This is a genomic window from Burkholderia gladioli, from assembly GCF_000959725.1.
GTDB lineage: Bacteria > Pseudomonadota > Gammaproteobacteria > Burkholderiales > Burkholderiaceae > Burkholderia > Burkholderia gladioli.
This window is the reverse complement of the sequence record NZ_CP009323.1, coordinates 2,251,159-2,273,983: the sequence shown is the minus strand read 5'-3', so window position 1 is coordinate 2,273,983 and position 22,825 is coordinate 2,251,159. Positions and strand designations below refer to the sequence as shown.

16 protein-coding genes are annotated in these 22,825 nt (G+C 63.4%); 10 read left to right on the top strand and 6 right to left on the bottom strand.

Features of this window, described 5'->3' with window-relative positions; all coding sequences use genetic code 11:
- Nucleotides 1-418 precede the first annotated feature (418 nt).
- Genes BM43_RS27165 through BM43_RS27150 form a run of 4 tightly spaced genes read left to right on the top strand, consistent with a single transcriptional unit; the run spans nucleotide 419 to nucleotide 4,303 of the window.
- The gene (locus BM43_RS27165; protein WP_036048123.1) at nucleotides 419-1,570 is read left to right on the top strand and encodes a KpsE/RkpR family capsule polysaccharide export protein; all 1,152 of its coding nucleotides are present in this window, start codon (nucleotides 419-421) and stop codon (nucleotides 1,568-1,570) included.
- 10 nt (nucleotides 1,571-1,580) lie between these two features.
- Complete coding sequence (locus tag BM43_RS27160) at nucleotides 1,581-2,375, top strand: ABC transporter permease (RefSeq protein WP_172535097.1); 795 nt, start codon at nucleotides 1,581-1,583, stop codon at nucleotides 2,373-2,375.
- Nucleotides 2,372-3,022: an ABC transporter ATP-binding protein gene (locus BM43_RS27155; RefSeq protein WP_036048125.1), complete on the top strand. Its 651-nt coding sequence runs from the start codon at nucleotides 2,372-2,374 to the stop codon at nucleotides 3,020-3,022. Before BM43_RS27160 ends, BM43_RS27155 begins: the two co-directional genes overlap by 4 nt.
- A 15-nt stretch (nucleotides 3,023-3,037) precedes the next feature.
- On the top strand, nucleotides 3,038-4,303 hold the full coding sequence (locus tag BM43_RS27150; RefSeq protein WP_036048128.1) for a glycosyltransferase family 4 protein: 1,266 nt from the start codon (nucleotides 3,038-3,040) through the stop codon (nucleotides 4,301-4,303).
- On the opposite strand, the gene BM43_RS27145 is transcribed toward BM43_RS27150, so the two are convergent.
- The 6 genes from BM43_RS27145 to BM43_RS27120 form a co-directional block, all read right to left on the bottom strand.
- Complete coding sequence (locus BM43_RS27145) at nucleotides 4,298-5,428, bottom strand: glycosyltransferase family 4 protein (protein WP_036048131.1); 1,131 nt, start codon at nucleotides 5,426-5,428, stop codon at nucleotides 4,298-4,300. The genes BM43_RS27150 and BM43_RS27145 overlap by 6 nt on opposite strands.
- Nucleotides 5,425-6,318, bottom strand: coding sequence for an NAD-dependent epimerase/dehydratase family protein (locus BM43_RS27140; protein WP_017918981.1), 894 nt, complete (start codon nucleotides 6,316-6,318; stop codon nucleotides 5,425-5,427). The genes BM43_RS27145 and BM43_RS27140 overlap by 4 nt, the downstream gene beginning before the upstream one ends.
- Nucleotides 6,319-6,321: 3 nt before the next feature.
- Complete coding sequence (gene gmd / locus BM43_RS27135; RefSeq protein WP_017918982.1) at nucleotides 6,322-7,356, bottom strand: GDP-mannose 4,6-dehydratase; 1,035 nt, start codon at nucleotides 7,354-7,356, stop codon at nucleotides 6,322-6,324.
- 23 nt (nucleotides 7,357-7,379) lie between these two features.
- Nucleotides 7,380-10,727, bottom strand: coding sequence for a glycosyltransferase (locus tag BM43_RS27130; protein ID WP_036048133.1), 3,348 nt, complete (start codon nucleotides 10,725-10,727; stop codon nucleotides 7,380-7,382).
- Nucleotides 10,728-10,799: 72 nt separating this feature from the next.
- A complete protein-coding gene (locus BM43_RS27125) occupies nucleotides 10,800-13,481 on the bottom strand; it encodes an FkbM family methyltransferase (RefSeq protein WP_036048135.1) in 2,682 nt (893 codons plus the stop codon).
- 238 nt (nucleotides 13,482-13,719) lie between these two features.
- Complete coding sequence (locus BM43_RS27120) at nucleotides 13,720-14,907, bottom strand: polysaccharide biosynthesis/export family protein (RefSeq protein WP_172535095.1); 1,188 nt, start codon at nucleotides 14,905-14,907, stop codon at nucleotides 13,720-13,722.
- 169 nt (nucleotides 14,908-15,076) lie between these two features.
- On the opposite strand from BM43_RS27120, the gene BM43_RS27115 reads away from it, so the two are divergent.
- From BM43_RS27115 to BM43_RS27090, 6 genes are all read left to right on the top strand, one after another.
- Complete coding sequence (locus BM43_RS27115) at nucleotides 15,077-16,234, top strand: glycosyltransferase family 4 protein (RefSeq protein WP_036048141.1); 1,158 nt, start codon at nucleotides 15,077-15,079, stop codon at nucleotides 16,232-16,234.
- A complete protein-coding gene (locus BM43_RS27110; RefSeq protein ID WP_036048144.1) occupies nucleotides 16,235-18,289 on the top strand; it encodes a capsular polysaccharide export protein, LipB/KpsS family in 2,055 nt (684 codons plus the stop codon).
- Nucleotides 18,290-18,363: 74 nt separating this feature from the next.
- Complete coding sequence (locus BM43_RS27105) at nucleotides 18,364-19,794, top strand: mannose-1-phosphate guanylyltransferase/mannose-6-phosphate isomerase (RefSeq protein ID WP_036048146.1); 1,431 nt, start codon at nucleotides 18,364-18,366, stop codon at nucleotides 19,792-19,794.
- Nucleotides 19,795-19,922: 128 nt separating this feature from the next.
- The gene (locus BM43_RS27100; protein ID WP_052143055.1) at nucleotides 19,923-20,858 is read left to right on the top strand and encodes a class I SAM-dependent methyltransferase; all 936 of its coding nucleotides are present in this window, start codon (nucleotides 19,923-19,925) and stop codon (nucleotides 20,856-20,858) included.
- A 127-nt stretch (nucleotides 20,859-20,985) separates the two neighbouring features.
- Nucleotides 20,986-21,855 carry a class II glutamine amidotransferase gene (locus BM43_RS27095; protein WP_013696738.1) on the top strand — a complete coding sequence of 290 codons (870 nt, stop codon included), beginning with the start codon at nucleotides 20,986-20,988 and terminating at the stop codon, nucleotides 21,853-21,855.
- Nucleotides 21,856-21,982: 127 nt separating this feature from the next.
- Nucleotides 21,983-22,798 carry a mechanosensitive ion channel family protein gene (locus BM43_RS27090; protein ID WP_036048148.1) on the top strand — a complete coding sequence of 272 codons (816 nt, stop codon included), beginning with the start codon at nucleotides 21,983-21,985 and terminating at the stop codon, nucleotides 22,796-22,798.
- Nucleotides 22,799-22,825: the final 27 nt, after the last annotated feature.

The window sequence follows — 22,825 nt, the reverse complement described above, 5'->3', positions numbered from 1 at the left end:
TGCGGGGGCGCCCGAGCGACACTCGGCGGCGTTCGGCGACACCGCTCGGTGAACCTTATTCGAAATCTTGCCGGCGAGTCGAGTCCCGTTTCGGACCGTCACCGAATATAGCATTCTGATACAAACAAAAACAGCCTGACTCAAAAACTTCACCAAACTTGAAGCTTGCGATTGACACGGCCGGCGCGCGGATGGCTAAAGTGGACCAGGCTGGCTATAATCAGCCGCCTCTGGTGAACGATGACACGCGATCGATCGAACGGCACCACATCGCTTGGTGTGGTGAGTACACGGGCCTGCTGCGCACCACCGACACACCCGGCAAGGCAGCGACGCCGGCCCCGCCCCGCTCGCGGATTCGGGCATTTTTGTCCGCCGCTCGTCGGACTACGCAGCCTCTCAACGTGACGGAACAAAGTTGGAAAACGTAACCAGCAGCGACCTGCCCCCCTCCTCCGGCACCAAGCCGAGCCTCGGACAGCGTCTCAAGAAAGTCAATCGCCTGTTCCTCCTGACTGTCGCGTTGCCGACCACGTTGGCCGTGCTGTATTACGGTTTGATTGCATCCGACGTCTATGTGTCGGAATCGCGCTTCGTCGTCAGGAGCCCGCAAAAGCAATCGCAGACCAACCTCGTCGGCGCCCTGCTGCAGGGCACGGGCTTCTCGCGCGCCCAAGACGACACCTACCCGGTGATCGACTACATCGAATCGCGCGACGCATTGCGCGAGCTGAACGTCGGCAACTATGTCGCCGACGCCTATTCGGAGCATGGCGACGTGATCAGCCGTTTCCACCGCTGGCCGGACGGCAGCTTCGAATCGCTGTGGAAATACTACGGCAAGCGCATCGTCGACATCGAATTCGACTCGACGTCCGCGATCGCAAAGCTGCAGATCAGGGCGTATACGGCAGAGGACGCCGAAAAGATCAACGAGCGCCTGCTGGAAATGAGCGAGCGGCTGATCAACCGCATGAATCGCAGGGCGGTGAGCGATACGGTAACGTTCGCCCAGGGCGAGGTCGACGTCGCAGCCGCCAAGGCGAAGGACGCCGCCGCCGCACTGGCGGCCTATCGCCGGACCTATACGGTGTTCGATCCCGACCGACAGTCGGCGCTCCAGCTCCAGCAGGTCACGGCCCTGCAGACACAGATGCTGGCGGCGCAGACCCAATTGGTCCAGCTCCAGTCGATCTCGCCCAAGAATCCGCAGATCCCGGTACTGCAGACCAATATCGCCAACCTGGAAAAGCAGATCACGGCCGCCACCAGCGGAGTTGCCGGAGGCAAGAACTCGCTGGCCGACAAGGCCGCCGTGTATGCGCGCATGCAGCTGGACTCGCAATTTGCCGACAAGCAACTGGCCTCGGCGATGGCAGCCCTGGAGAATGCGCGTGCCGATGCCCAGCGCAAGCAGCTCTATCTCGAGCGCCTGGTCGAGCCGAACACGCCCGATGTCGCCATCGAACCGAAGCGACTGAAGAGCATCCTCGAGGTGTTCGCGCTCGGCATCATCGCCTGGGGCATCCTCGAGTTGCTGCTCGCGGGTGTGCGCGAACACCACGACTGAGGGTTCGGATATCGTGCATCACGACACGCCTCTCGTCTCGTCATTGCGCATTCAGCTTCGGGTCGTCGGTGCCTTGTTGATGCGTGAGATTCTGACACGCTACGGCCGGCATAACGTCGGCTTTCTGTGGATCTTCTTCGAGCCGATGATGTTCACGCTCGGCGTGCTCGCGCTCTGGACGGCCCTCAACGCCACCCATGGCACGACGCTCTCGATCACCTCGTTCGCGGTGACCGGCTACTCGTCCGTGCTGCTATGGCGCAACTGTGCGAACCGTTGCGCCCTGGCCATCCTGCCGAACCAGGCCCTGCTCTATCACCGCAACGTGCGCGTCATCGACCTGTTCTTCGCGCGGTTGCTGCTGGAGATCGCCGGCGCGACCATGTCCTTCGTGTTCCTGACGGTCTTTTTCGTTGCGATCGGCATGATGGATCCGCCGAAGAACATCAGCCTGGTACTGGGCGGATGGCTTCATCTGGCCGCCTTCGGATGCTCGCTCGGCCTCATCGTCGGCGCCCTGAGCGAGCGCAGCGAAACCGTCGAACGCGTCTGGCACACGATTGCCTATCTGCTGTTCCCGCTGTCGGGCGCGGTGTTCATGGTCGAGTGGATTCCCGAAAAATTCCGCGCCGTGGTGCTCTACCTGCCGATGGTGCACGGAACCGAAATGCTGCGCGGCGGCTACTATGGCTCCCTGGTCAAGCCGCACTACAGCATCCCCTATATGGTCGCCTGCGATTCAGTGCTGATGCTGATCGGCCTGTTCCTCGTGCGCGACGCCAGCAAGCGGGTGGAACCCGAATGATCGACCTGCAGGGCGTCTCCAAGGACTACCACACCCGGCAGGGCCGACGCCGGGTACTCAACGACATCAATCTGCGCGTGGCCCCGGGAGAAAAGCTCGGCGTACTGGGCCGCAACGGCGCTGGCAAGTCGACGCTGATCCGCATGATCAGCGGTGCCGAGCTGCCGACCACGGGCAAGATCAACCGCAGCATGAGCGTGTCCTGGCCACTCGCGTTCGGCGGTGCCTTTCAGGGCAGCCTGACAGGCATGGACAACCTGCGCTTCATCTGTCGCGTGTACGGAGCCGATGCGAAGCAGGCCGAACCATTCGTCCAGGAATTCTCGGAACTGGGCTACTACCTCAACGAGCCGGTCAAGAGCTATTCGGCCGGGATGCGCGCTCGCCTCGCCTTCGCGATTTCGATGGCCATCGAGTTTGATTGCTTCCTGATCGACGAAATCGTGGCGGTCGGCGACAGCCGCTTCCACGCGAAATGCCACCACGAATTGTTCGTGCGACGCGCCGATCGCTCGTTGATCATCGTGAGCCACGATGCCGGCTACATTCGCGAGCATTGCCATCGCGCTGCCGTGCTGGTCCAGGGGCATCTGCACAGCTTCGACCAGATCGATGACGCCTACGCGTTCTACCAACAGAACGGCTGACGTTTTCCACGCTCCATGCCAAGCCTGATCAATTGGCGCGCGACACTGCTGCTGCATGCCGCGACGCGGTGGCGCCTGCCTCTGACCGGCGCCGCGCGCAAGGCGATCGCCGCGATCCGTTCCGACGTCGCCCACCAGACATCGCGGCAACCGCGTCAGCTACTGGTCGACGTCTCGATCATCGCCGCACAAGATGCCGGTACCGGTATTCAGCGTGTGGTTCGCTCGCTGCTGGCCGAACTGCTGGAGACACCGCCCGCCGGCTACACGGTCCGCGCGGTCAGGGCAACCCGCAAACGTCCGTATGTCTACGCGGACCGCTACCTGGAAACGATGATCGGCGCCCCGCTCGGTGACCACGATCCCCTCGTCCAGGTCGGCCCCGGCGACCTGTTCCTCGGGCTCGACCTGACCAGCCGCATCTCCCCGGCCAGGCAAACGGACTTCCTGCGCTGGCATGCAGCCGGCGTGCGCTTCGCCTTCGTCGTCTACGACATGTTGCCGGCCCTGCACCCGGCCTGGTTTACACCTCGCGCGGTCCAGTCGTTCGAACGCTGGCTGACGATGCTGGCGATCCATGCGGATGCCCTGTTCTGCATCTCGGCCACGGTGGCCGGACAAACGCGCAGCCAGCCGCGCTTGACGGCGATTCCGACCGGATGGTTTCACCTCGGTGCCGAGCTCGGCGGGAGGCCAGGCGCCGGGCGGACGACAAGGGACGAGCTCGCGCCGGGCTCTGCCGGCCCGTTGCACATCCTGATGGTCGGGACGATCGAACCTCGCAAGGGGCACGCGCTGGTCATCGATGCCTTCGAGCAGCTGTGGCGCACCGGTTCCCAGGTCTCGCTGTCGATCGTCGGCCGTGCCGGCTGGGCCGTCGAGACGCTGACGGCCAGGCTCGCGGCGCATCCCGAATCCGGCAAGCGCCTGCACTGGCTGGCCGACGCCAGCGACGCCGAGCTTACCCAGTGCTACGAAAGCAGCGACGGATTGATTCTGGCCTCCGAGGGCGAAGGCTTCGGCCTGCCGATCATCGAGGCCTGCGCCCAGCGCCTGCCGCTACTGCTGCGCGATTTGCCGGTGTTCCGCGAGATCGCCGGCGACCACGCCAGCTATTTCTCCGCCGTGACGGCGGCCCAACTGGCGCCATGCCTGCAGCAATGGCTCGAAGCCATCGCCGCGGGCACTACACCCGACAGCGGCGCGATCAAGGCACTGAGCTGGCATGAAAGCGCGATGCAACTGAAGTCGCTGATCAGCCGGCTCGACGCGCAGTCATGACCCCACTACCCGGCGATAGACCTCAAGCGTGCGCTGCGCGCATCGCAGCCAGGTCGCTTCGCCGGCCACGCCGAGCCCGAGGCGCGATGCCTCCTCACGCCATGCCGATTCGCTGAGCACGTGCTCGATGCCAGCCCGCAAGGCCTCGTGATCATCGGGCTCGACGAGCCAGGCGGCGCCGCCGGCCACCTCGGGCAGCGACGACGTGTTCGAGGTTAGCGTAGGGACGCCACTGGCCAGCGCCTCCAGGACCGGAAGCCCGAAGCCTTCGTATTTGGACGGCATGAAGAAGGCTCGAGCACCCGCATACAGCACGGGAAGCAGCGCCTCCGGAACGAAGCCGAGATAGCGCAGCCAACCCTCCTGCTCCGCGCTCGCGATTGCGCTATGCAAGGATTCGCTCAACCAGCCCGCGCCGCCGACCAGGACCAGCGGATAGTCCTCGCGCAATGCGCTCGGCAGTTCGGCATAGGCCCCCATCAGGCGGTCGATGCGCTTCCTCGGTTCGAGCGTCGATACGCTCAGGGCATAGCCGCCCGGCACCAGACCGTATTGCGCGAGCGGCTTCGAGATCTCCTCGGCGCCACGTGGCCGGAACTCCGGTCGCACACCGAGCGGAACGGCGGTGATCCGATCCAGCGGCCAACCGAAATACGCGGCCACCTCATGCCGAATCGCCTCGGAATCGGTGAGCAGATGCGAGGCGCGGCGCAGCGTCGAGTCGAAACTTCGCTCGAAGTGCTTCAGGCGCTCCACGGGATGGGTTTCCGGAAATCGGAAAACCGACAGATCATGAATCGTGACGATTCCACGATCGACGGGATAGGGAAGGAAATAGTTCGGCGAGTGAAACAGGTGGCCGCGCAGACGATGCCGCATCCGCAGCCCCCGGAAGCGGCGCGTCGAGGTGATCGACCTCGGCAGCCAGCGCGGACGCCGTCGCCCTTTTTCCGCATCGCCGCCGATGACCCAGGACGGATCCTCGATCGGCTCGTCCGCGAAGAAAAAACGCAAGGACTGCAAGGGCTCGTCGAAGTGCGTGAAATGCCAGGCAAGCTCCCAGGCGTAACGGCCGATTCCGGTCAACGGCGGCGCGATCGCATCCACCGCGAACGCGAGCTTCACCGCCCGCTCTCCAGCATCCACGCCAGCGTCTCTTGCAAGGGCACGATATCGAGGGAGCCGATCGCCGTGGCAAGCCGACGATTGTCGCCGATCAGACGATGGACCTCGTTGGCCCGCACGAAATTCGGATTCACGCGGATCTCGGGATCGTGCTGCGTGAGAGACCGCATCATCTCCAGGATGTCCTGCAGCGAATACCCGTTGCCCGAACAGACATTGAAGGTCTCGCCTGCCCACTTGCCGGCAATCAGATCGGCGTAGGCCCGTACCACCATCCGAACATCGGAGAAATCGCGGATCACGTCTAGGTTCCCGAGCTCGAGTACCGGCGAACGGTTGCGGAAATTATCGACGATCTTCGGCAGAACAAAATTGGCGGCCTGCCCTGCCCCGGTGTAATTGAACGGACGCACTATCGTGATCGGCAAACGATCGCTCCAAAGCGCCGCCACGCGCTCCATCGCAAGTTTGCTGATGGCGTAGTCGTTTGCGGGGTTCGGCGGTACCGACTCGTCGATCACTCCACGGTCGGTGTTGCCGTAGACATTGGCGCTGCTGGCCACCAGCACGGCACGCGGCGGGCAGCCGGCCGACGTGATCGCATCGAGCAGGTTGCGGGTCCCCATGATGTTCGTCTGGTACACCGCCCCGACGTCGCCATGCGCGACGAAGGCGATCGCAGCCAGATGAATCACCACGTCCGGACGCAATGCCGCGATCAGCGCGCCCATTCCGTCGCGATCGAGCAGATCGCAGACATGGGCCGGCCATGCCAATCCGGCAACCGGCCGATGGACGAGCCCCTCGACCTCGCAGCCCCGCCGTTCCAGCTCACGCGCGAGATGGCGGCCGGTGAATCCGCCGATTCCCGTGATGAGTACCTTCGTCATCGGTCAGAATGAAAATCCGGTTTCATTGCGGCGAATATCCGCTTCCACCATCATCTGGCACAGGGCTTCCAGCGTGGTCGCCGGCTCCCAGCCGAGTTCGGCTCGCGCCTTGGCCGGATTGCCGATCAGCAGATCGACCTCGGCCGGGCGATGGAACTTCGGGTTGATCTTCACGATCGCCTTGCCGCTGGCCGTATCGATGCCGCTCTCCTGCAGGCCGCTGCCTTCCCAGGCGAGCTCGAAGCCGGCCGCGCGTGCGGCCATCGCCACGAAATCCCGCACCGTCTCGGTCCGATTGGTGGCGAGCACGTAGGTATCGGGCCGGTCTGCCTGCAGCATCCGCCACATGCCTTCCACATACTCCTTGGCATAACCCCAGTCGCGCTTGGCATCGAGATTGCCGAGTTCCAGCACGTCGGCCTTGCCGAGCCGGATCTTGGCGATGGTATCGGTGATCTTGCGCGTCACGAACTCGCGGCCACGCAGCGGCGATTCGTGATTGAACAGGATGCCGCTGCAGCCGAAGATATCGTAGCTCTCGCGGTAGTTGATCGTCATCCAGTGGGCATACAGCTTCGCCACCCCATACGGGCTGCGCGGATAGAAGGGCGTGCTTTCGACCTGCGGGATCGCTTGTACCTTGCCGAACATTTCCGACGTGCTGGCCTGATAGAAGCGAATCGCGGGATTGACGATGCGAATGGCTTCGAGAAGGTTCACGGGGCCGATGCCGGTGATTTCCGCGGTCGTCACCGGCTGGTCAAACGAGACGCCGACGAAGCTCTGCGCTGCAAGGTTATAGACTTCGGTGGCGCCCGTGCTTTGCAACAGACGGATACTCGAGCTCAGGTCGGTGAGATCGTACTCGACGAGGTGCAGGTCCGGATGACGCTCGACACCGACTTCGGCGATGCGCCAGAAGTTGACCGAACTGGTTCGACGATACGTACCGTAGACGGTGTAGCCCTTCTCCAGCAGCAGCTGTGCGAGATAAGCGCCGTCCTGGCCGGTGATGCCGGTAATGATCGCTTTTTTCACGAACTTCCTTCCTCGAATGAAAATTAAACTTTGACGGCGGATTTGATATCTTCATGCGCGCCGCGCGCATCCTCGCGCTCTCGCGCGAGGGCGACATAGGCATTCACTGCGCGGATTGCCGAATTCCTCGAGCTGAACTTGCGAATCTGCGCCCTGGCGCCATTCGACAGGCGCGCATGCAGGGTCTTGTCGGTCAGGACGCGCAATACCTGGTCAGCCAGCTCGGTTGAATTGCCGGCCTCGAACAACAGCCCCGACTGCCCGTCACCCACTACTTCCGGAATGGCGCCCGCGCGCGAGGCGATCACCGGCTTGCCATGCACGAAGGCCTCCAACGGCACGAGCCCGAACGATTCGTACTGAGACGGGAAGGCCACGCAATGGGCCGCATGCAACAGCTTCTCGCGCAGTTGGTCGTCCACCGAGCCAAGGAAATGCACGCGCTGCATCAGCGATGCGCCGAGCACGTCCTTGGCGCGTTCCGTCCAGTTCTCGATATCGCGCCCGGCCAGGACCAGGTGAGCGTCCGTATCGTCGGCCAGGAAGCGCTTGGCGGCATCGAGCAAGGTGCCGACTCCCTTGCGTCCCTCCAGGCGGCCGACGAACAGGACGAACTTCATGTCCTCCGAGATCTTCAGCGGTTTGCCGGCACTGTCTTCCAGTGCCGAATAACCGTTCTGCGCATCGAAGAAAGGCCAATAGGCAATGCCGCAATGGGATTGCTTCCAGCGCGCGTCACGCCTGACACCATGCTCGGTCTCGATCGTTTTGGCGATCGACTCGCTGATCGGCACGACCAGGTCGGCATGTTCGATCAAGGTCGTTTCGCCGGTCAGGAACAAGTCGGCCTCGCGCGGGGGTACCTGCCAGCCGTTCAGGCGAGCGGCAACCGGGAAAGGCGTGACCAGCCGCACCACCACGGGCGGCCGCTCATGCTTGGGCAACAGGGCTATCGGAAGCGCCTCGGTGTCCCACAAGGCCGATTCGATGACGTCAATTCGATGCTCGGCATGAAGCTCGGCGACGGCCCGCAACGCCGTCAACCCCCAGTTGAGATTGTTCACGAAGCCCGTCGACCCGAGCGTATCGGTGACATTGGTGATCGGCGGCACATGTCGGACCGAGAAACGGCCGCATCGGTAAACGAAGTCGCGGCCACCCGGCGTCACCACGGTGACCTGGTGCCCCATCAACAGCAATTCGCTCGCGAGATGATAGTACAGCGTCCCGATACCGCCGCTGCCGGAAAACGGAGGAAACTCCTTCGTCACGATGCAAACATGAAGCCGCGGCGTGTCGCAACCGACCAGCGGATAGCCGGCCGCGCCCGTGAATACCTCGAATCGTCCGGTGCCCTTCTCCAGCTTGCGCGTCTTCGGAAAATCCGCGGCATCCTTCAGCCCCCGCTCGACGCCCGAGCGAATCGCCTCGAGGTGACGATCGTACTCGTCGCTACTGATCTCGCCCGCCCGTTGTGCCGCCGCCAGCGGCGCGATGCGTTCCGACTGCATGCGCCGATCGAGATATTTCTTTAGTTCCGCCCCCTTCAGGCCGGAGTAGGCGGCGATGAAATAGGCAGTGTTCTTGCAAATCGTGAACCAGTTGTAGTTGTAGCGGCCGCCTCGATTATGGCTTTGCGCAAACTCGTGCCGCAGATGGAGGTCGGGCCGATAGGCGACCAGGTAACCCGCCTGGCGCATCCGGAAGCACAGCTCCGATTCGTCGAGGAAATAATCGAACTGCTCGTCGAAGCCATTCACCGCGCGCACCGCCTCGGCACTGAAGCAGGTGTTGGTGCCCAGTAGCGAACGCTCCCAACCGTTCTCGCCGATCTCCCGCGAATCGATATTGACCTTCGCCTCGGCGAACTTGTTGATGCCGATGTCCTCCGACTGATAACGCAGGGTACCGGCATAGTAGGCCGGCCCCCCAAGTGCGCCGAGAGTCAGCGGCCGGCGGTTGAATTCCTCGAGCAGCGTCTCCACCCAGTCGTCGAACGGCAGCGCGTCGTCGTCGATGAAGGCCAACAGATCGCCATCGGCGAGATCGATACCGATATTTCGCGAAATGGCAAGATTGCGTTGCGGATTGCTGCCGATCTTGATGCGATCCTTGTAGCGTTCGAGCACCGCGTCGGTGCCGTCATTCGACGGACCGTTGACCACCACCACCTCGAAATTCTGATTCGTTTGGTATTGCAGGTAATCGAGGCAACGCTCCAGCAAATCGGCGCGATTGTAGGTGCAGATGATGATCGAGACGGTCGTGAATCGCTTGGCGGCGGGCAGTACCTTGCGCAGCGCATCGACGACGCGTTTGCGCACCGCGTCGGAGGTAAAGCGCTCGGTATTGCGGCGCTGGAACTCGACCAGGTTCCGATATGCAGCTTCATCCCTCGCCAGGCGCGCGATTTCGGCCTTGAGCTTGCCGATCGAATCGAGCGGATTGTCCTTCACCCCGAGCGTCTCGCCAATCGCGGTGTTGTGCAGGCCGACCACCGGCAGGCCGTGCAGCGTCGCCTCGATGAGCGGAACGCCGAATCCCTCGTGGCGGCTCAGCGAGACATACACGAAGGCCTTGCCGAAGTGGTTGCTGATCGCCTCGTCGGGTACCTTGCCGGTGATGTCCACGAGATGTTCGACCTTGTACTTCTTGATCGTGGCGAGCAGCTTCTGGTAGTAGGGATCCTGAGGATTGAAGCCACCGACGATCGACAGGCGCGCCGCGACCTGTGGCGACGACTCGTGCATCTCGGCAAACATCTGCACCAGGTCGACCTGCCCCTTGTTGGCCGCCACGCGCCCCAGGAACAGCCAGTGGCCAGGTTCGCGATTGCGCGAGGCGCGTACGGCTGCGGCGGACTTCGGCGCATCGACGATGATCGGCACCAGACTGCATCGATCGGGGGATACGCCCAGGTCGATGATCTCCTGCAGATTGTATTCGCTGTCGCCCCAGAAGTAATCGAAGCTCGGTGCAATTTCGCGCAACTGTTCACGCCCCATCAGGCAGAACTTGTACAGGTCGGTACCCTTCTCGAAGAAGCTATGCGGGGTGATATTGTGATAAACGCAGATCTTGGTGCAGCGCTTGGTGTGATAAGCCTGCATGACGTGCTCGGAGTACCCGGCAAAGTGAACGATCAGTACGTCATTGTCCTGAATGTCCAGTTCCTCCAGATTCTTGCGGTACTGTCCGACGCTCTGATGATGCCACTTGCTGTAAATCTGCGATTGCAGGCCCAGCCCCTTGAACATCTGATCGAGTGCGACGACCTGATTGGAAACGGCATCGCCGAAATCCAACGCCTCGGTGAGCTGCAGAATCCTGCCGGAAAAGTTGGTATCGAACATCACGGACGATTTTTGCATGACCGAATAATCTCGAAATTATCTCGTGGGGACGGCCGCCTTGCGATGGCAACGATCGATCGAAGTGAGGGCTTAGCGCGCAGCCAGCATGCGTGCCTCGCGAGATGCGCCGACCAGGGAACTCAGGCTGAGCATCACCTGTCGCGCATCCGGCTCGGTCAGGACCACCGGAGCAGCATGCACCGATTTCGGGGAGGTGTCGCCGGGTACGCCCGCGGCGAGGCCGGCCGGTAGATCGGGGTTTCCGGCAGCCGCCGACGCGACATCGGATGCCGCGGCGGCGTAGGAGGTCGAAATATGGGCGCTGAGTGTATCGAAGCGCGCCGACAGCGCGGCGATCGAGACCTGGATATCGGCCGTCTTGCGCTCATGATTCGCCAGCAAGGCAGCCTGATTGGCCGCAATCGACTCCAGGCGCGACTCGATCGACGCGAAGCGCCGCACGGCGAGTTCGCGCTGCTCGTCGTAGCCCCAGATCTTGCCGAAGATCGGGCCGATCACGGGCAACGCCGCGAACTTGAGCCGCGATACCGCGGAACCCAGGCCGATCACCGTGACCTTGTTGAGCTTCCCTTCGTCGGACTCGGCAATCGCATCGAGAATCCTGACACGCGAATCGCCGCGGCGCGCGCGTTCGAGGAAATGGCCAAAACCATCGGGATCGGGATCGCGACGCAGCAGCACACGGTAAGCTAGAACCACGAATCCCGCATCATCGACGGCCATGAAATCACGTAACCGATGCGGGCCGCCGCGCGGCACTTCCCCACTTTCCGTCAGGGCTCGGCTCAAAATATCGCTCATGTTTCGTTCCGTGGATGCAGGTGATTGATTTTCCGCCGTCGAACCATGCGACAGCCGGACTTGCATGGGATGCGACGCATTTTTGTCGGACAAAACACCACGATCGGCGGCGTCGTCCGTGACCAGAGCCGCCATGTCGGCAGCAAGCCTCTTGTCGAACACGGCACGCAATGGCGCCATGATCTTCCAGCCAAACGACAGCCGGATGTCCTCGATCACGCCGGACAATTCAACGGCTTTCGCGTCGGCCCTCGCATAACGGCGCTCGATGTCGACGATTCGCTCGAACGCTTGCGCATCGCGCTGCGTGAAGTCGCGACGCTCCGTTTCCAGAAGCGCTCGCAACCCCGCCAGCTCGTGGCTCATCTGCTGTTTGCTGTCGCTCCATTCTCGAGCTTTGCTCTCGAATTCGCGCCGTGCCGACTCGAGTTCAATGACGAGTCGGGACTCGCGCGCACTGGACTCGATCGCATTGATGCGCAATGCCGCCTCATGGCGCCGATTCACATCAAGCAGTTCATTTTCCAGTTGGCGCTCGCGCTTCAAGGCAAACTGCCGCAGCAATCGGTTGCGGCGCCGGATCAAACGCAGGCGCACCGAAAGCTGCCGCCGCTGCTCGGCGTGGCGCTGCTCGACAGTGCGTCGCGCAGCCCTTGCCTCGTGCAACGCGGCGGCGGCACGCTCCAGCGCCTGTGCATGAAGCGCAGCCGTCACTGCCTCGCGCCGCTCGGCGTGCGCCGCCTGCAGTGCCAATTCGGCCCGATGATCCTGCTGCTGCCGAATCATCTGATCGCGAGTTTGACGCAAGGCGGCCGATTCGCGCGAGGTGGCCGCTTCGGCACCGCGCAGCGCGTCGGCCAATACCGCATCGTGGGCGGCACCCGCCCTGATCAGTCGCGCACATTCATCGCGCAAAGTCTCGAGATGCCCGGCCATCAACCGGTCATCGTCGCGATACGCCTCCCTCTCGCGCGAGTAGAGGCGTTCGAGACGATCCACTTCGTCGATCAGCCGATCATCGTGTCGTCCCGCGCCATCGGCCGACGATACCGTCCCGCGGGCCCGTCGCAGTTGCCCGGCCACCCCCGCAAGCGATTCCAGCGCCGCTGACTCCCTCGACCGAGCGCAGGCAAGCTGCCCTCGCAGTTCGCGAACCGCCGCGGCCGCCTCGTCCCGCAGTTCCGTTTCGCGCACCTGCAGGGTCTTCTGCATCTGCTCGGTGGTTTGCTGAAGGCGCTCATGCAACAAGCCGTGAAACGGCGCATTGGCTGTCCCATTCAGGCGAAACGCATCGAATACATTGGGCGGCGCGCCGAATGCCGCACGCAACTCAGGATGTTCCGCGCTCAGATAGAAACGATTCAGTCCGTCAAAATAGACTGCCTCGTAGCCCCGATCCAGGAGCAGTGCCTCCCACTTCTCGTGACTGAGCGTCTGCGTGAGCGGCAGCGTGCTTTCGATGACCACGATCCAGGGACGAGCCGGCGAATCCGCCCAACTTCGCAGTACCGACGATTCGAAACCCTCGACATCGATCTTGAGCCAGTGCGCCTCGCGACCGGCATGCATCGCGAAGATCTCCGCCAGCGATACACAGGGCACGACGATCTCGGTCAGTTCGAAGCCGCGCTCTCGATGCCCCTCGGCAATCACCGGGTCGGCCGTCGAAATGCCGGTCCCGACGATCTCGAAGAAGTTCAGCACGCCGGATTGAGCCGCGACCGCAGCCTGGACCACCGTCTCGTCGGGCCGATGGGCTCTCAGCGCATTGGCATAGCGAGCCGTCGGTTCGACATGAATACCTCGCCATCCGCGCTCATAGAACACCAGACTGACCGAATCGACCAGCGGGTCCTGTGCACCGATATCGATGTAAAAGCCGCTATCGATGTGCGACAGCGCACGCCAGAGCATGACATCTTCAAAATTCTGGGCATAGGAAGTAATCATCTGTCCGCTTCCCAACCTTGACGAATCGACATCATTTCCAGGATATGCGCCTCCCCTGCGCAGTCATCCGATCCAATCTATCCTGCCGGCAATACCATGCCAGTTGCCCGCCAAGCAAATCGATCGAGAATCACGACCGCCGCGATTCGACAAATCCGGCAATCCATTGGACGTCACGTCAGATGAAAGCATATCGCAGCGAATTTTCGTACCCGTGCGATATGCCGACCCTTAATTCTTATTTGAACGATTGGACACCCGTCACGACAGGATAAGCAACCGAGAACACCAGATTTAAAACTTTCTGAAGTTCGGTAATCGGTGCATTCGATACGTACAGCAGATCCTTGTTATCCATCACGAAACTCTGTGCCGTGAAAAATGCGCTCGGATCTTTCAAATTCATGCGATAGATGACGGGAACCTTGCCATCCGCCGTGGTGCGTACCGGCTTGACGGGCCACGGCAAGGCATTGGCGTCCTCCAGGCGGAAAATGAACACGCCCTGCGCATCCGAGCGCGAATCTTCCAGGCCGCCTGCGCGTGCGATCGCCTGGGCCAGCGAGATGCCCTGTGCCTCGAAATTGATTTCCTGATTCTTGCCCGTCGCGCCGAGCGCGGTGAAGCTGTAGGGCTGGTACAGCGCCGTGACCACGTCGCCGGCATGCAGCGGCACATTCTGGCGCGGATCGCGAATCACGGTCTGCAACGGCAAGGACGCAACCTTGTCGCCGCGCGTGACCTGCAAGGTGATCTTGTCGATCGGCTGACGCACGCCGCCAGCACTGGCCAACGCATCGAGCAGACGCTCGCCCCGCGCCGACAGCTGCATCCGGTTGCTCGAGGCCACGTCGCCCACCACGGTGACGTAGGAAGTTACGTTTCGTGACAGTTTCACCAGCACCTGGGGATCGTGCGCCATATTCTTCAGGCGCAACGTGATGTCGCGTTCGAGCTGCGTCGGTGTCTTGCCCTGAGCCTTGACCGCGCCGACGAACGGTACGTTGATATTGCCGTCGCCGTCGATGGTCTGGTCGGGCAACACCGTCACGTGGGCATTGCTCGGCGAGCTTGCGCCGCTACTGCGCGTGTCGAGTTGCGCGGCGCCGAACAACGTCGCGGGCGGCGCCTCCCAGATCGACACCTCGATCGTGTCGCCGATCCCCAGTTGCTGGCGAAAGTGTGTATCGATACCCAGCGTGGTCGCGAAATCACCCTGCTCACGTTCGGCATACAGCTGACGCGCGATGGAATCGGTCAGGTCGACGACCTGGATTCCTGCCATGCCGGCCGTCGCCTCGGCGGACCCATTGCCGGATTGGACAATCGCGGACCGGCTGGGCCCCGATGTCGGAATGGTCGAGCAGCCGACCAGCGCACCGCTGACAAGGACCGAACACGTAACACAACGGAGCAAAAGCGACATGTGTTGCCAGGGGAACGGAAAATCTACGGATCTGAATTGTCGCACGTTAGTAGATGCAATAAACTAGTTTTTTGCAGACCGGACCGAGCATAACCGTCCGGGCCGACGCGCTTGTAATAATTTGTACAGCAACCGTTTGCCACCCGAAACATCCATTAACGACATTCGAGTGACACAAATACTTCTCGACGTCACGCGTATCGTCACCCGCCGTCACGATGGCTTGATTCCCACCGGGGTCGACCGGGTCGGCCTGGCCTACGTCCGGAAATACGGCAACCACGCACTCGCTGTCCTCAGCGAGCAAGGCCGTTCGATCGTTCTGAACCGGCGAGATTCCGAACGTCTCTTCGACCTGCTGCTCTCGACACCAGGCCCGCGCGACCGCTGGGCGCTGCGCGGCATGGTTGCGCGCGCACTGATGGGCGCGCTAAGCAGAACACGCTTCGAACATGCCGTCCTGCTCCATACCAGCCATTCCGGCATGGAGCACACACGCTACTACAGAGCCATGGCCGGCCGCAACGCTCGGTCGGTGTTCATGGTCCACGACCTGATTCCCTTGACTCACGCGGAATATTGCCGGCCCGGCGTCGAGCAGATGCATCGCCTGCGCATCCGCACGGCATTGCGACATGCAAGCGGGCTCATCGCGAACTCGCGGGCGACGCTGGATTCGATCGAACAGGAGGCACGGGCAGCCGGCCTGCCGACACCACCCTGCACGATCGCCCGTCTCGCGCCCGGCATCACCGCGCACCAGCCCTGCCCCGACCCGATCGGCGAGCCCTACTTCCTCATGCTGGGAACCATCGAGCCGCGCAAGAATCATTGGCTGATGCTGCACGTATGGCGCAGCCTGGTCGAGCGCCACGGCGCGCGCGCGCCGAAACTCGTGATCATCGGACGTCGGGGCTGGGAATGCGAAAATGTCGTCGACATGCTGGAGCGATGCACACCGCTACGGCAGTTCGTCGTGGAGGAGTCCGAATGCAGCGACGAGCGCCTGCATGCGCTGCTCCGGCATGCGCGGGCCCTGTTGTTTCCATCTTTCGTCGAGGGCTACGGCATGCCGCTCGTGGAGGCGCTCGCCTCGCGCGTTCCGGTGCTCGCGAGCAATCTCGACGTTTTTCATGAAATTGCCTCCGACACGCCAGATTATCTCGATCCACTCGACGGCCCGGCGTGGGCCGACCGGATCATGGCGTATGCCGCCCCCGGCAGCGAGGCACGACAGCAGCAGATGTCCCGCATCGAACAATTCGGCGCACCGACATGGAGCACCCATTTCGCGTGCGTCGACAGCTTCATCGGCACACTCAATTAGATGTCCGAATATCCAGCCCCGCTGTCCGGATCGACCGACCCGCAGTTCGATGCGATCTACCTCGCGCACGGCTATCGTCTGCTCGGCTGGTTGACCCGCCGAAGCCGGTGGCTCTGGCCCGAAGCTCGCGGCGGCCGCCTGCTGGCCACGGTCGCACGCCGGCTGCGGCCCGACACCCAGGCCGCCTACGCGGGGCCGATCGCCCCTCGCGCCTCGCTCGGCCTGGCACCGCTGTCCTGGTTCTCGATTCCGCTCGAGTGCGGCCATGAGGACCCGCTCGGCGTTGCAATCGAGCAGGCCCTGTCCGCCTCGGCGCGCCACGATGAAGGGCGCACGCAGGCCCTGATGCAGCGCCTGCTCGACAGCGATGCGCTGCATCCGCGCCGCAAGGCGGCCCAGTTACCCGATGCCGAGTTCATGGCAACGGCTCGGCGGCGCGTCCTCCTGATCGACGAGCGCCTGATTTCAGGCTCCTCGCCACGTGGGTACCAAAGCCGCCGCATTGCCGATTTTCGCGCGATGGTCGACGAAGCGCTTGCCAGCCACCCCGATGCGGAATTCTGGCTGGCCCCCTCGTCGGATCCGGGTCGCGGCCCGTGGTTGTCGTCCAGATGCGGTGTACTCCCACGCGAATTGCGCGTGCTGCGCCCGGAATACTCGCTGCGCGCCTGGTTGCCGTATTTCAGCCAGGTGTATACGGTCGGTGCCGCCGAGGGAATGGGCGCGATTCTCGCGGATCGCCCCACCTTCGTCTACGGCCGCCCCTACTACGCCGGCTGGGGCTTCACGACCGACCTTCATGCATTCCCGAAGCGGCACGCGCGACCGACATTGGCCGCCTGGTTCGACACGACTTTCATGCGGCTGACGCACTATCTCGACACCGAGCGGGAGCAGCTCGGCACGCTGGAGCACGTGCTCGACGCGCTCCAGTTGCAATATCAGGTTGCCGAACGATTCCGCGAGCTCGACCATGTCGTCGGCCTGCGCTTCCAGTGGTGGAAGCGTCGCCTCGCAACCCCTTATCTTTCGGCGGGCGGCGGCACCCTCCGCTGGGCGCGCGGAATCGCCGACATCGGTCGGCATGAATGCGCGGCATTGTGGGGAGCGCGGCTGCGAGATGGCGCGCCACGAGACACGCGCCACTACCGCATCGAGGACGGTTTCATTCATTCCGCCGAACTGGGCTCCGACATGAGCCCGCCGTGCAGCCAGGTCATCGACGGCAGCAATCTCTATTTCGACGCCAGCGCCCCGAGCGACCTGACACGAATCCTGAACACGGCGGGCTTCGACGCCGCCGAACTCGCGCGTGCGGCAGCGCTACGCCACAGCATCGTCGAATTCGGCATCACCAAGTACAACCTGGGTCGACACCGCCCCACCTGGCCCAGGCCGGTGGGGCGCCGCGTGATCCTGGTCCCGGGCCAGGTCGCGGACGACGCCTCGATCCGGCTCGGCACCGGCGCGGTCAACACCGCCGAAGGCCTGCTCGCGGCGGTGCGCGAACGGCGCCCGACAGACTGCATCGTCTACAAGCCCCATCCAGATGTACTCTCGGGCAATCGCAACGGCCTGGTCCAGGCACAACGCCTCGCCGACGTCGTCGACCTCGATTCAGACATCGTCTCCCTGATCGAGGCCGCCGACGAGGTACACACGCTCTCGTCGCTATCGGGTTTCGACGCCCTGCTGCGCGGCAAGCCGGTATTCACCTATGGCCTGCCCTTCTATGCCGGCTGGGGTCTGACCGACGATGCCATCAGCCCCCAGCCGTGGCGAGAGCGTGTCTTGACACTGGACATGCTGACGGCCGGGACGCTGATACGCTATCCGATATATTGGAACTGGCGCCTAGCTCTTTATACTACGCCCGAGGCCGTGGTCCGGCGGCTGGCAACGGCCGCGAGGCGGCCGCTGCGCGCCCAGGGACGCAACTGGCGGCGCCCTGCCCTCAAGGCATTCCGCTGGATCACGAACGCGCTGATTCATCTCGGCTGGCGATATCGGCAAGCCGGGCATCGACGGAATTCACTCGTACGACGCATCGAATAAGACTCGCGTTGCAGCGAAACGACGCATCTGGACAATCCGCAATCGTTGACAGTATTCACATCCGAGATTCAGACATGAGCATCTTCCCGGTAATTTTGTGCGGTGGCAGTGGTACGCGACTCTGGCCGATGTCGCGCGGTGGATATCCCAAGCAATATCTCAAGCTGACCGGCGACGATACGCTGATCCAGCAGACAGCCCTGCGCGTACGTCATTTGCCGGGTATCGCCAAACCCATCATCCTGACGAACAACGAGCAACGCTTCCTGGTCGCCGAGCAACTGCGGCAGGTCGGCATCGAACCGTCATCGATCGTGCTGGAACCCGTCGGCCGCAACACGGCACCCGCGATCGCGGTGGCCGCGCACATGGCCCTGAAGGAGTCGCCGGACGCGCTGCTGCTGGTCCTGCCATCCGATCACGCCATCCTGAACCAGGCCGCCTTCGCCTCGGCGGCGCACGCCGCGGCAGCGGTCGCAAGCGACGGCTACCTGGTCACCTTCGGCATCCCTCCCGACCGTGCTCACACGGGATTCGGCTATATCCGCCGCGGCAAGCCGTTCGACGGTGATGCGCAAGCCCACTGCGTGGACGCCTTCGTCGAAAAACCCGACATGGCGACCGCGGAAGAATTCGTCCGGTCGGGCGAGTACTACTGGAACAGCGGCATGTTCATGCTGAAGGCATCGACCTATCTGCAGGAACTGCAGCGGCTCGAGCCCGAGATTGCACGGCTGTCGCAGGCAGCGCTCGAGGGTGCGTCACACGACAACGATTTCGTCCGGCTCGATCCGGCCGCCTTCGCGGCAAGCCCCAACATCTCGATCGACTACGCCGTGATGGAACGGACCGAGCATGCCGCCGTCGTTGCCACCGACAATCTCGGCTGGAACGACATCGGTTCGTGGGGCGCCTTGGCCGATCTCGCCGAAACCGACGAGAATGGCACCACCGTGATCGGCGACGTGTTCTGCGAATCGACCAGCAATTCGTATGTCCGTGCCGAACACCGGATGGTAGCCACGATCGGCGTCGACAACCTGGTCGTGGTCGAAACCGCCGATGCCGTCCTGGTGGTCCATCGAGATCATGTGCAGGACGTGAAGAAGGTGGTTGAACAGCTCAATGCCTCAGGGCGCCATGAGTCCGTCACGCATCGGCGCGTGGTGCGTCCCTGGGGCGCTTACGAGGGCATCGACGAGGGCGACCGCTTCCAGGTCAAGCGCATCGTGGTGAACCCGTCGGCACAGCTGAGCCTGCAGATGCATCACCATCGTGCCGAGCACTGGATCGTCGTGAAAGGCACGGCGCTCGTCACGAACGGCGACAAGGAAATCCTGTTGACGGAAAACCAGTCCACCTATATCCCGCTCGGCGCGACCCACCGCCTGCGCAATCCCGGCAAGATCCCGCTGGAGCTGATCGAGGTCCAGTCCGGCGCGTACCTCGGCGAGGACGATATCGTTCGCTTCGAGGACAACTACGGGCGCGCGCCCGCGAAGTAAACGCTCGGGCGCATCGCGAGCCGCCCGCCCGGGCTCGCGCGCGGCGACCGACATGACGCCGGGATTCCTGCATACACATCGTGAACGCGCATCCGCGCTCGTCCCCCCACCACCGAACCAGGCAGATTATGAGCACGACACACTACGAAGAACTCGAGCGTCGCATCGCGGCGCTGGAAGCCAATGCAATGTCCCGCACGGCCGTCAAGGAAATGATTCGGGAAAGCATCCTCGTGCCCTCGCTCGAGCGCCCCACGCTGCTGGAGAGCGATCCGTTCATGGCCTATACGAACGTCAGCTCGCTCGACTTCACGCATCCGCGCTACGCGCAGCTCTGCAAGCTCATCTATCAAACGCCGACATGGCACCGCAAGCAGTGGGAATACATCTACATCCTGCACCAGTTGCTGGAGGCAAACATCCTGCGCCCCGGCACCCGCGGCATCGGCTTCGGTGTCGACGCGGAACCACTGCCGTCGGCCTTCGCCCAGCTCGGCTCGGCCGTGCTGGCGACCGATGCGCCCGCAGCAATCAAGATGGCCGGCGGCTGGCTCGCGAACCACGACAATTATCGTCCGCTCGATCGTCTGCATTTCGGCTGGATTCCTGAGTCGCTGTTCCGCGAACGCGTGAACTTCACCGAATGCAACATGAAGGATATCGATTCGAGTTTCTCTGGCTACGACTTCGCTTGGTCGTCCTGCTGCTTGGAGCACCTGGGTACGCTGGAAGCCGGGCTCGATTTCGTCATGAACAGCGTCGAGAAATGCCTGCGCATCGGTGGTATCGCGGTCCACACCACGGAACTGAATCTTTCGTCCGACGTCGATACGGTCGAAGCCAGCGACGAAACCGTGCTCTATCGTCGACGCGATCTCGAAGCCTTCGTCGAACGCATGCGTGAACGCGGCCATGACGTGCAGCCGATCCGCGTCGGACCGGCCGCCACCGCTCTCGATTTTCACGTGGACGTGCCGCCCTACAGCCCGAATCCCCATCTGCGCCTGAAGCTGGCAGGATTCGTCACGACCTCGGCAGGCCTCGTGATTCGTCGCGGCCGCTGATACCAGGCGGACGTCCTGTCTCGTTTCAGACAGGATGTCCGCCGCGGCACGGCGGAACGGATCTCATGCAATGTTGTCGAGCCGCTCCCGCCGTCTGGAACGCAATGCGTCATGCAGGAAGAATCCCATGTGCCGCTGGCTAGCCTACACCGGCAACCCGATCCCGCTCGAGACCGTCCTGTTCCGCGCCCGTCATTCGCTGATCGACCAGAGCCTGCACTCGCGCCTGGGCGCCACCACCACCAACGGAGACGGCTTCGGCATCGGCTGGTACGGACGCCCGGACGAGATCCCGTTCCGCTACCGCTCGGTCCACCCCGCCTGGAACGACCGCAACCTGCGCGAGGCCGCCCGCGCGATCCACTCGCCGCACTTCGTCGCGCATATCCGCGCCGCCACCGACACGCCGATCCAGGAAAGCAACTGCCACCCGTTCCGCCACGGTCGCTGGCTGTTCGTCCACAACGGCCTGATCCGGCGCTACCACCGGCTGCGCCACGACCTGATGATGCGCATCGATCCCGCGCTGTTCCCCTCGGTCGAGGGCTCGACGGACTCCGAAGTGATGTTCCACCTGGCGCTGACCTTCGGGCTTGAACACACGCCTCTGCCGGCGCTGGAGCGGATGGCCGGCCTCATCGAGGAAACCGCGGCACGGCACGGCGTGGCGCAGCCGATCAACATGACCGTCTGCGCCACCGACGGCGAGCAGGTGGTAGCGGTGCGCTACTCCAGCGAGCACCAGTCGCGCACGCTATTTCACAGCACCTCGTTTCGCCATCTGCACGAGCTCTATCCCGACGATCCGCGCATCGCCGCGGTCGGCGACGACGGCTTCCTGGTGCTCTCCGAGCCGCTGGTCGACCTGCCCGACGCCTGGGAGGAGATTCCCGAAAGCACCGCGATCGTCTCGCGCCACGGCGAGGTCGCGCAGTTCCCCTTCGTGCCGCGCGCGCCGCGCAACGGCAACAACGGCAATCACTTCCACCGCGGCTGAAGCGGCATGCGCGGTGCTGGCGCCGGCCCGCGCGAGATGGCGTGGCCGGCTTGCCGCGTGCGCGCCGGGCAAGGTATAAAGGCCGGCCCGGCGCATGTCGCGCCCCTATTTCCCTCTCGGAGAACCCATGCTGGATCTCGCAACCGCTCAGCAGTTCCTGATGACGCGCGGCCTCGACTTCGGCCTCAAGGTGATCGCCGCGATCGCGCTGTGGATCGTCGGCCGCTGGTTGATCCGCCTCGCCACGCGCCTGCTGAGCCGGCTCGTGCAGCGCAGCGGCAAGGTCGACACCACGCTCGCCTACTACCTCTCCTCGGTGGTCAGCGTGCTGCTGACGATCGTGCTGATCCTCGCGATCCTGCAGGTGTTCGGCGTGCAGACCACTTCCTTCGCGGCGCTGCTGGCCGGCATCGGCCTGGCGGTCGGCACCGCCTGGGGCGGCCTGCTGGCCCACTTCGCGGCCGGCGTGTTCCTGCAGGTGCTGCGCCCGTTCAAGGTCGGCGACTCGATCGCGGCGGCCGGCGTGACAGGCACCGTCAAGGAGCTGGGCCTGTTCAGCACCACCATCCTGACCGGCGACAACGTGGTGACCATCGTCGGCAACAACAAGATCTTCTCGGACAACATCGCCAACTACAGCGCGACGCCGCATCGGCGCGTGGACCTGACCGCCAAGATCGCCAACGGCGTCGATCCGGTCGAGGCGATCGCAAAGCTGCGCGCGGCAATCACCGCGATCCCGAACGTGATGTCGGCGCCCGCGCCCGACATCGGCATCCTGCAGCTCACCCCCGAGGGCCCGCTGCTGTTCGTGCGTCCCAACACGCCGCCCGCCACCTACTGGCAGGTCTATTGCGACGCGCATCGCGTGATCATCGAGACCTTCCGCGAGGCCGGCTACCCGACGCCGGAAACGCCGACCATCCAGCGCACGGCGGGCTGAAACCCGCCGCGGCGCCGCGGAAACGAC

Excerpts from the sequence above, each read along its gene's own strand:
- BM43_RS27155 (WP_036048125.1), top strand. The coding sequence starts at position 2,372 with ATGATCGACCTGCAGGGCGTCTCCAAGGACTACCACACCCGGCAGGGC.
- BM43_RS27150 (WP_036048128.1), top strand. The coding sequence starts at position 3,038 with ATGCCAAGCCTGATCAATTGGCGCGCGACACTGCTGCTGCATGCCGCG.
- BM43_RS27140 (WP_017918981.1), bottom strand. The coding sequence starts at position 6,318 with ATGACGAAGGTACTCATCACGGGAATCGGCGGATTCACCGGCCGCCAT.
- BM43_RS27130 (WP_036048133.1), bottom strand. The coding sequence starts at position 10,727 with ATGCAAAAATCGTCCGTGATGTTCGATACCAACTTTTCCGGCAGGATT.
- BM43_RS27125 (WP_036048135.1), bottom strand. The coding sequence starts at position 13,481 with ATGATTACTTCCTATGCCCAGAATTTTGAAGATGTCATGCTCTGGCGT.
- BM43_RS27120 (WP_172535095.1), bottom strand. The coding sequence starts at position 14,907 with ATGTCGCTTTTGCTCCGTTGTGTTACGTGTTCGGTCCTTGTCAGCGGT.
- BM43_RS27110 (WP_036048144.1), top strand. The coding sequence starts at position 16,235 with ATGTCCGAATATCCAGCCCCGCTGTCCGGATCGACCGACCCGCAGTTC.
- BM43_RS27105 (WP_036048146.1), top strand. The coding sequence starts at position 18,364 with ATGAGCATCTTCCCGGTAATTTTGTGCGGTGGCAGTGGTACGCGACTC.
- BM43_RS27100 (WP_052143055.1), top strand. The coding sequence starts at position 19,923 with ATGAGCACGACACACTACGAAGAACTCGAGCGTCGCATCGCGGCGCTG.
- BM43_RS27095 (WP_013696738.1), top strand. The coding sequence starts at position 20,986 with ATGTGCCGCTGGCTAGCCTACACCGGCAACCCGATCCCGCTCGAGACC.
- BM43_RS27090 (WP_036048148.1), top strand. The coding sequence starts at position 21,983 with ATGCTGGATCTCGCAACCGCTCAGCAGTTCCTGATGACGCGCGGCCTC.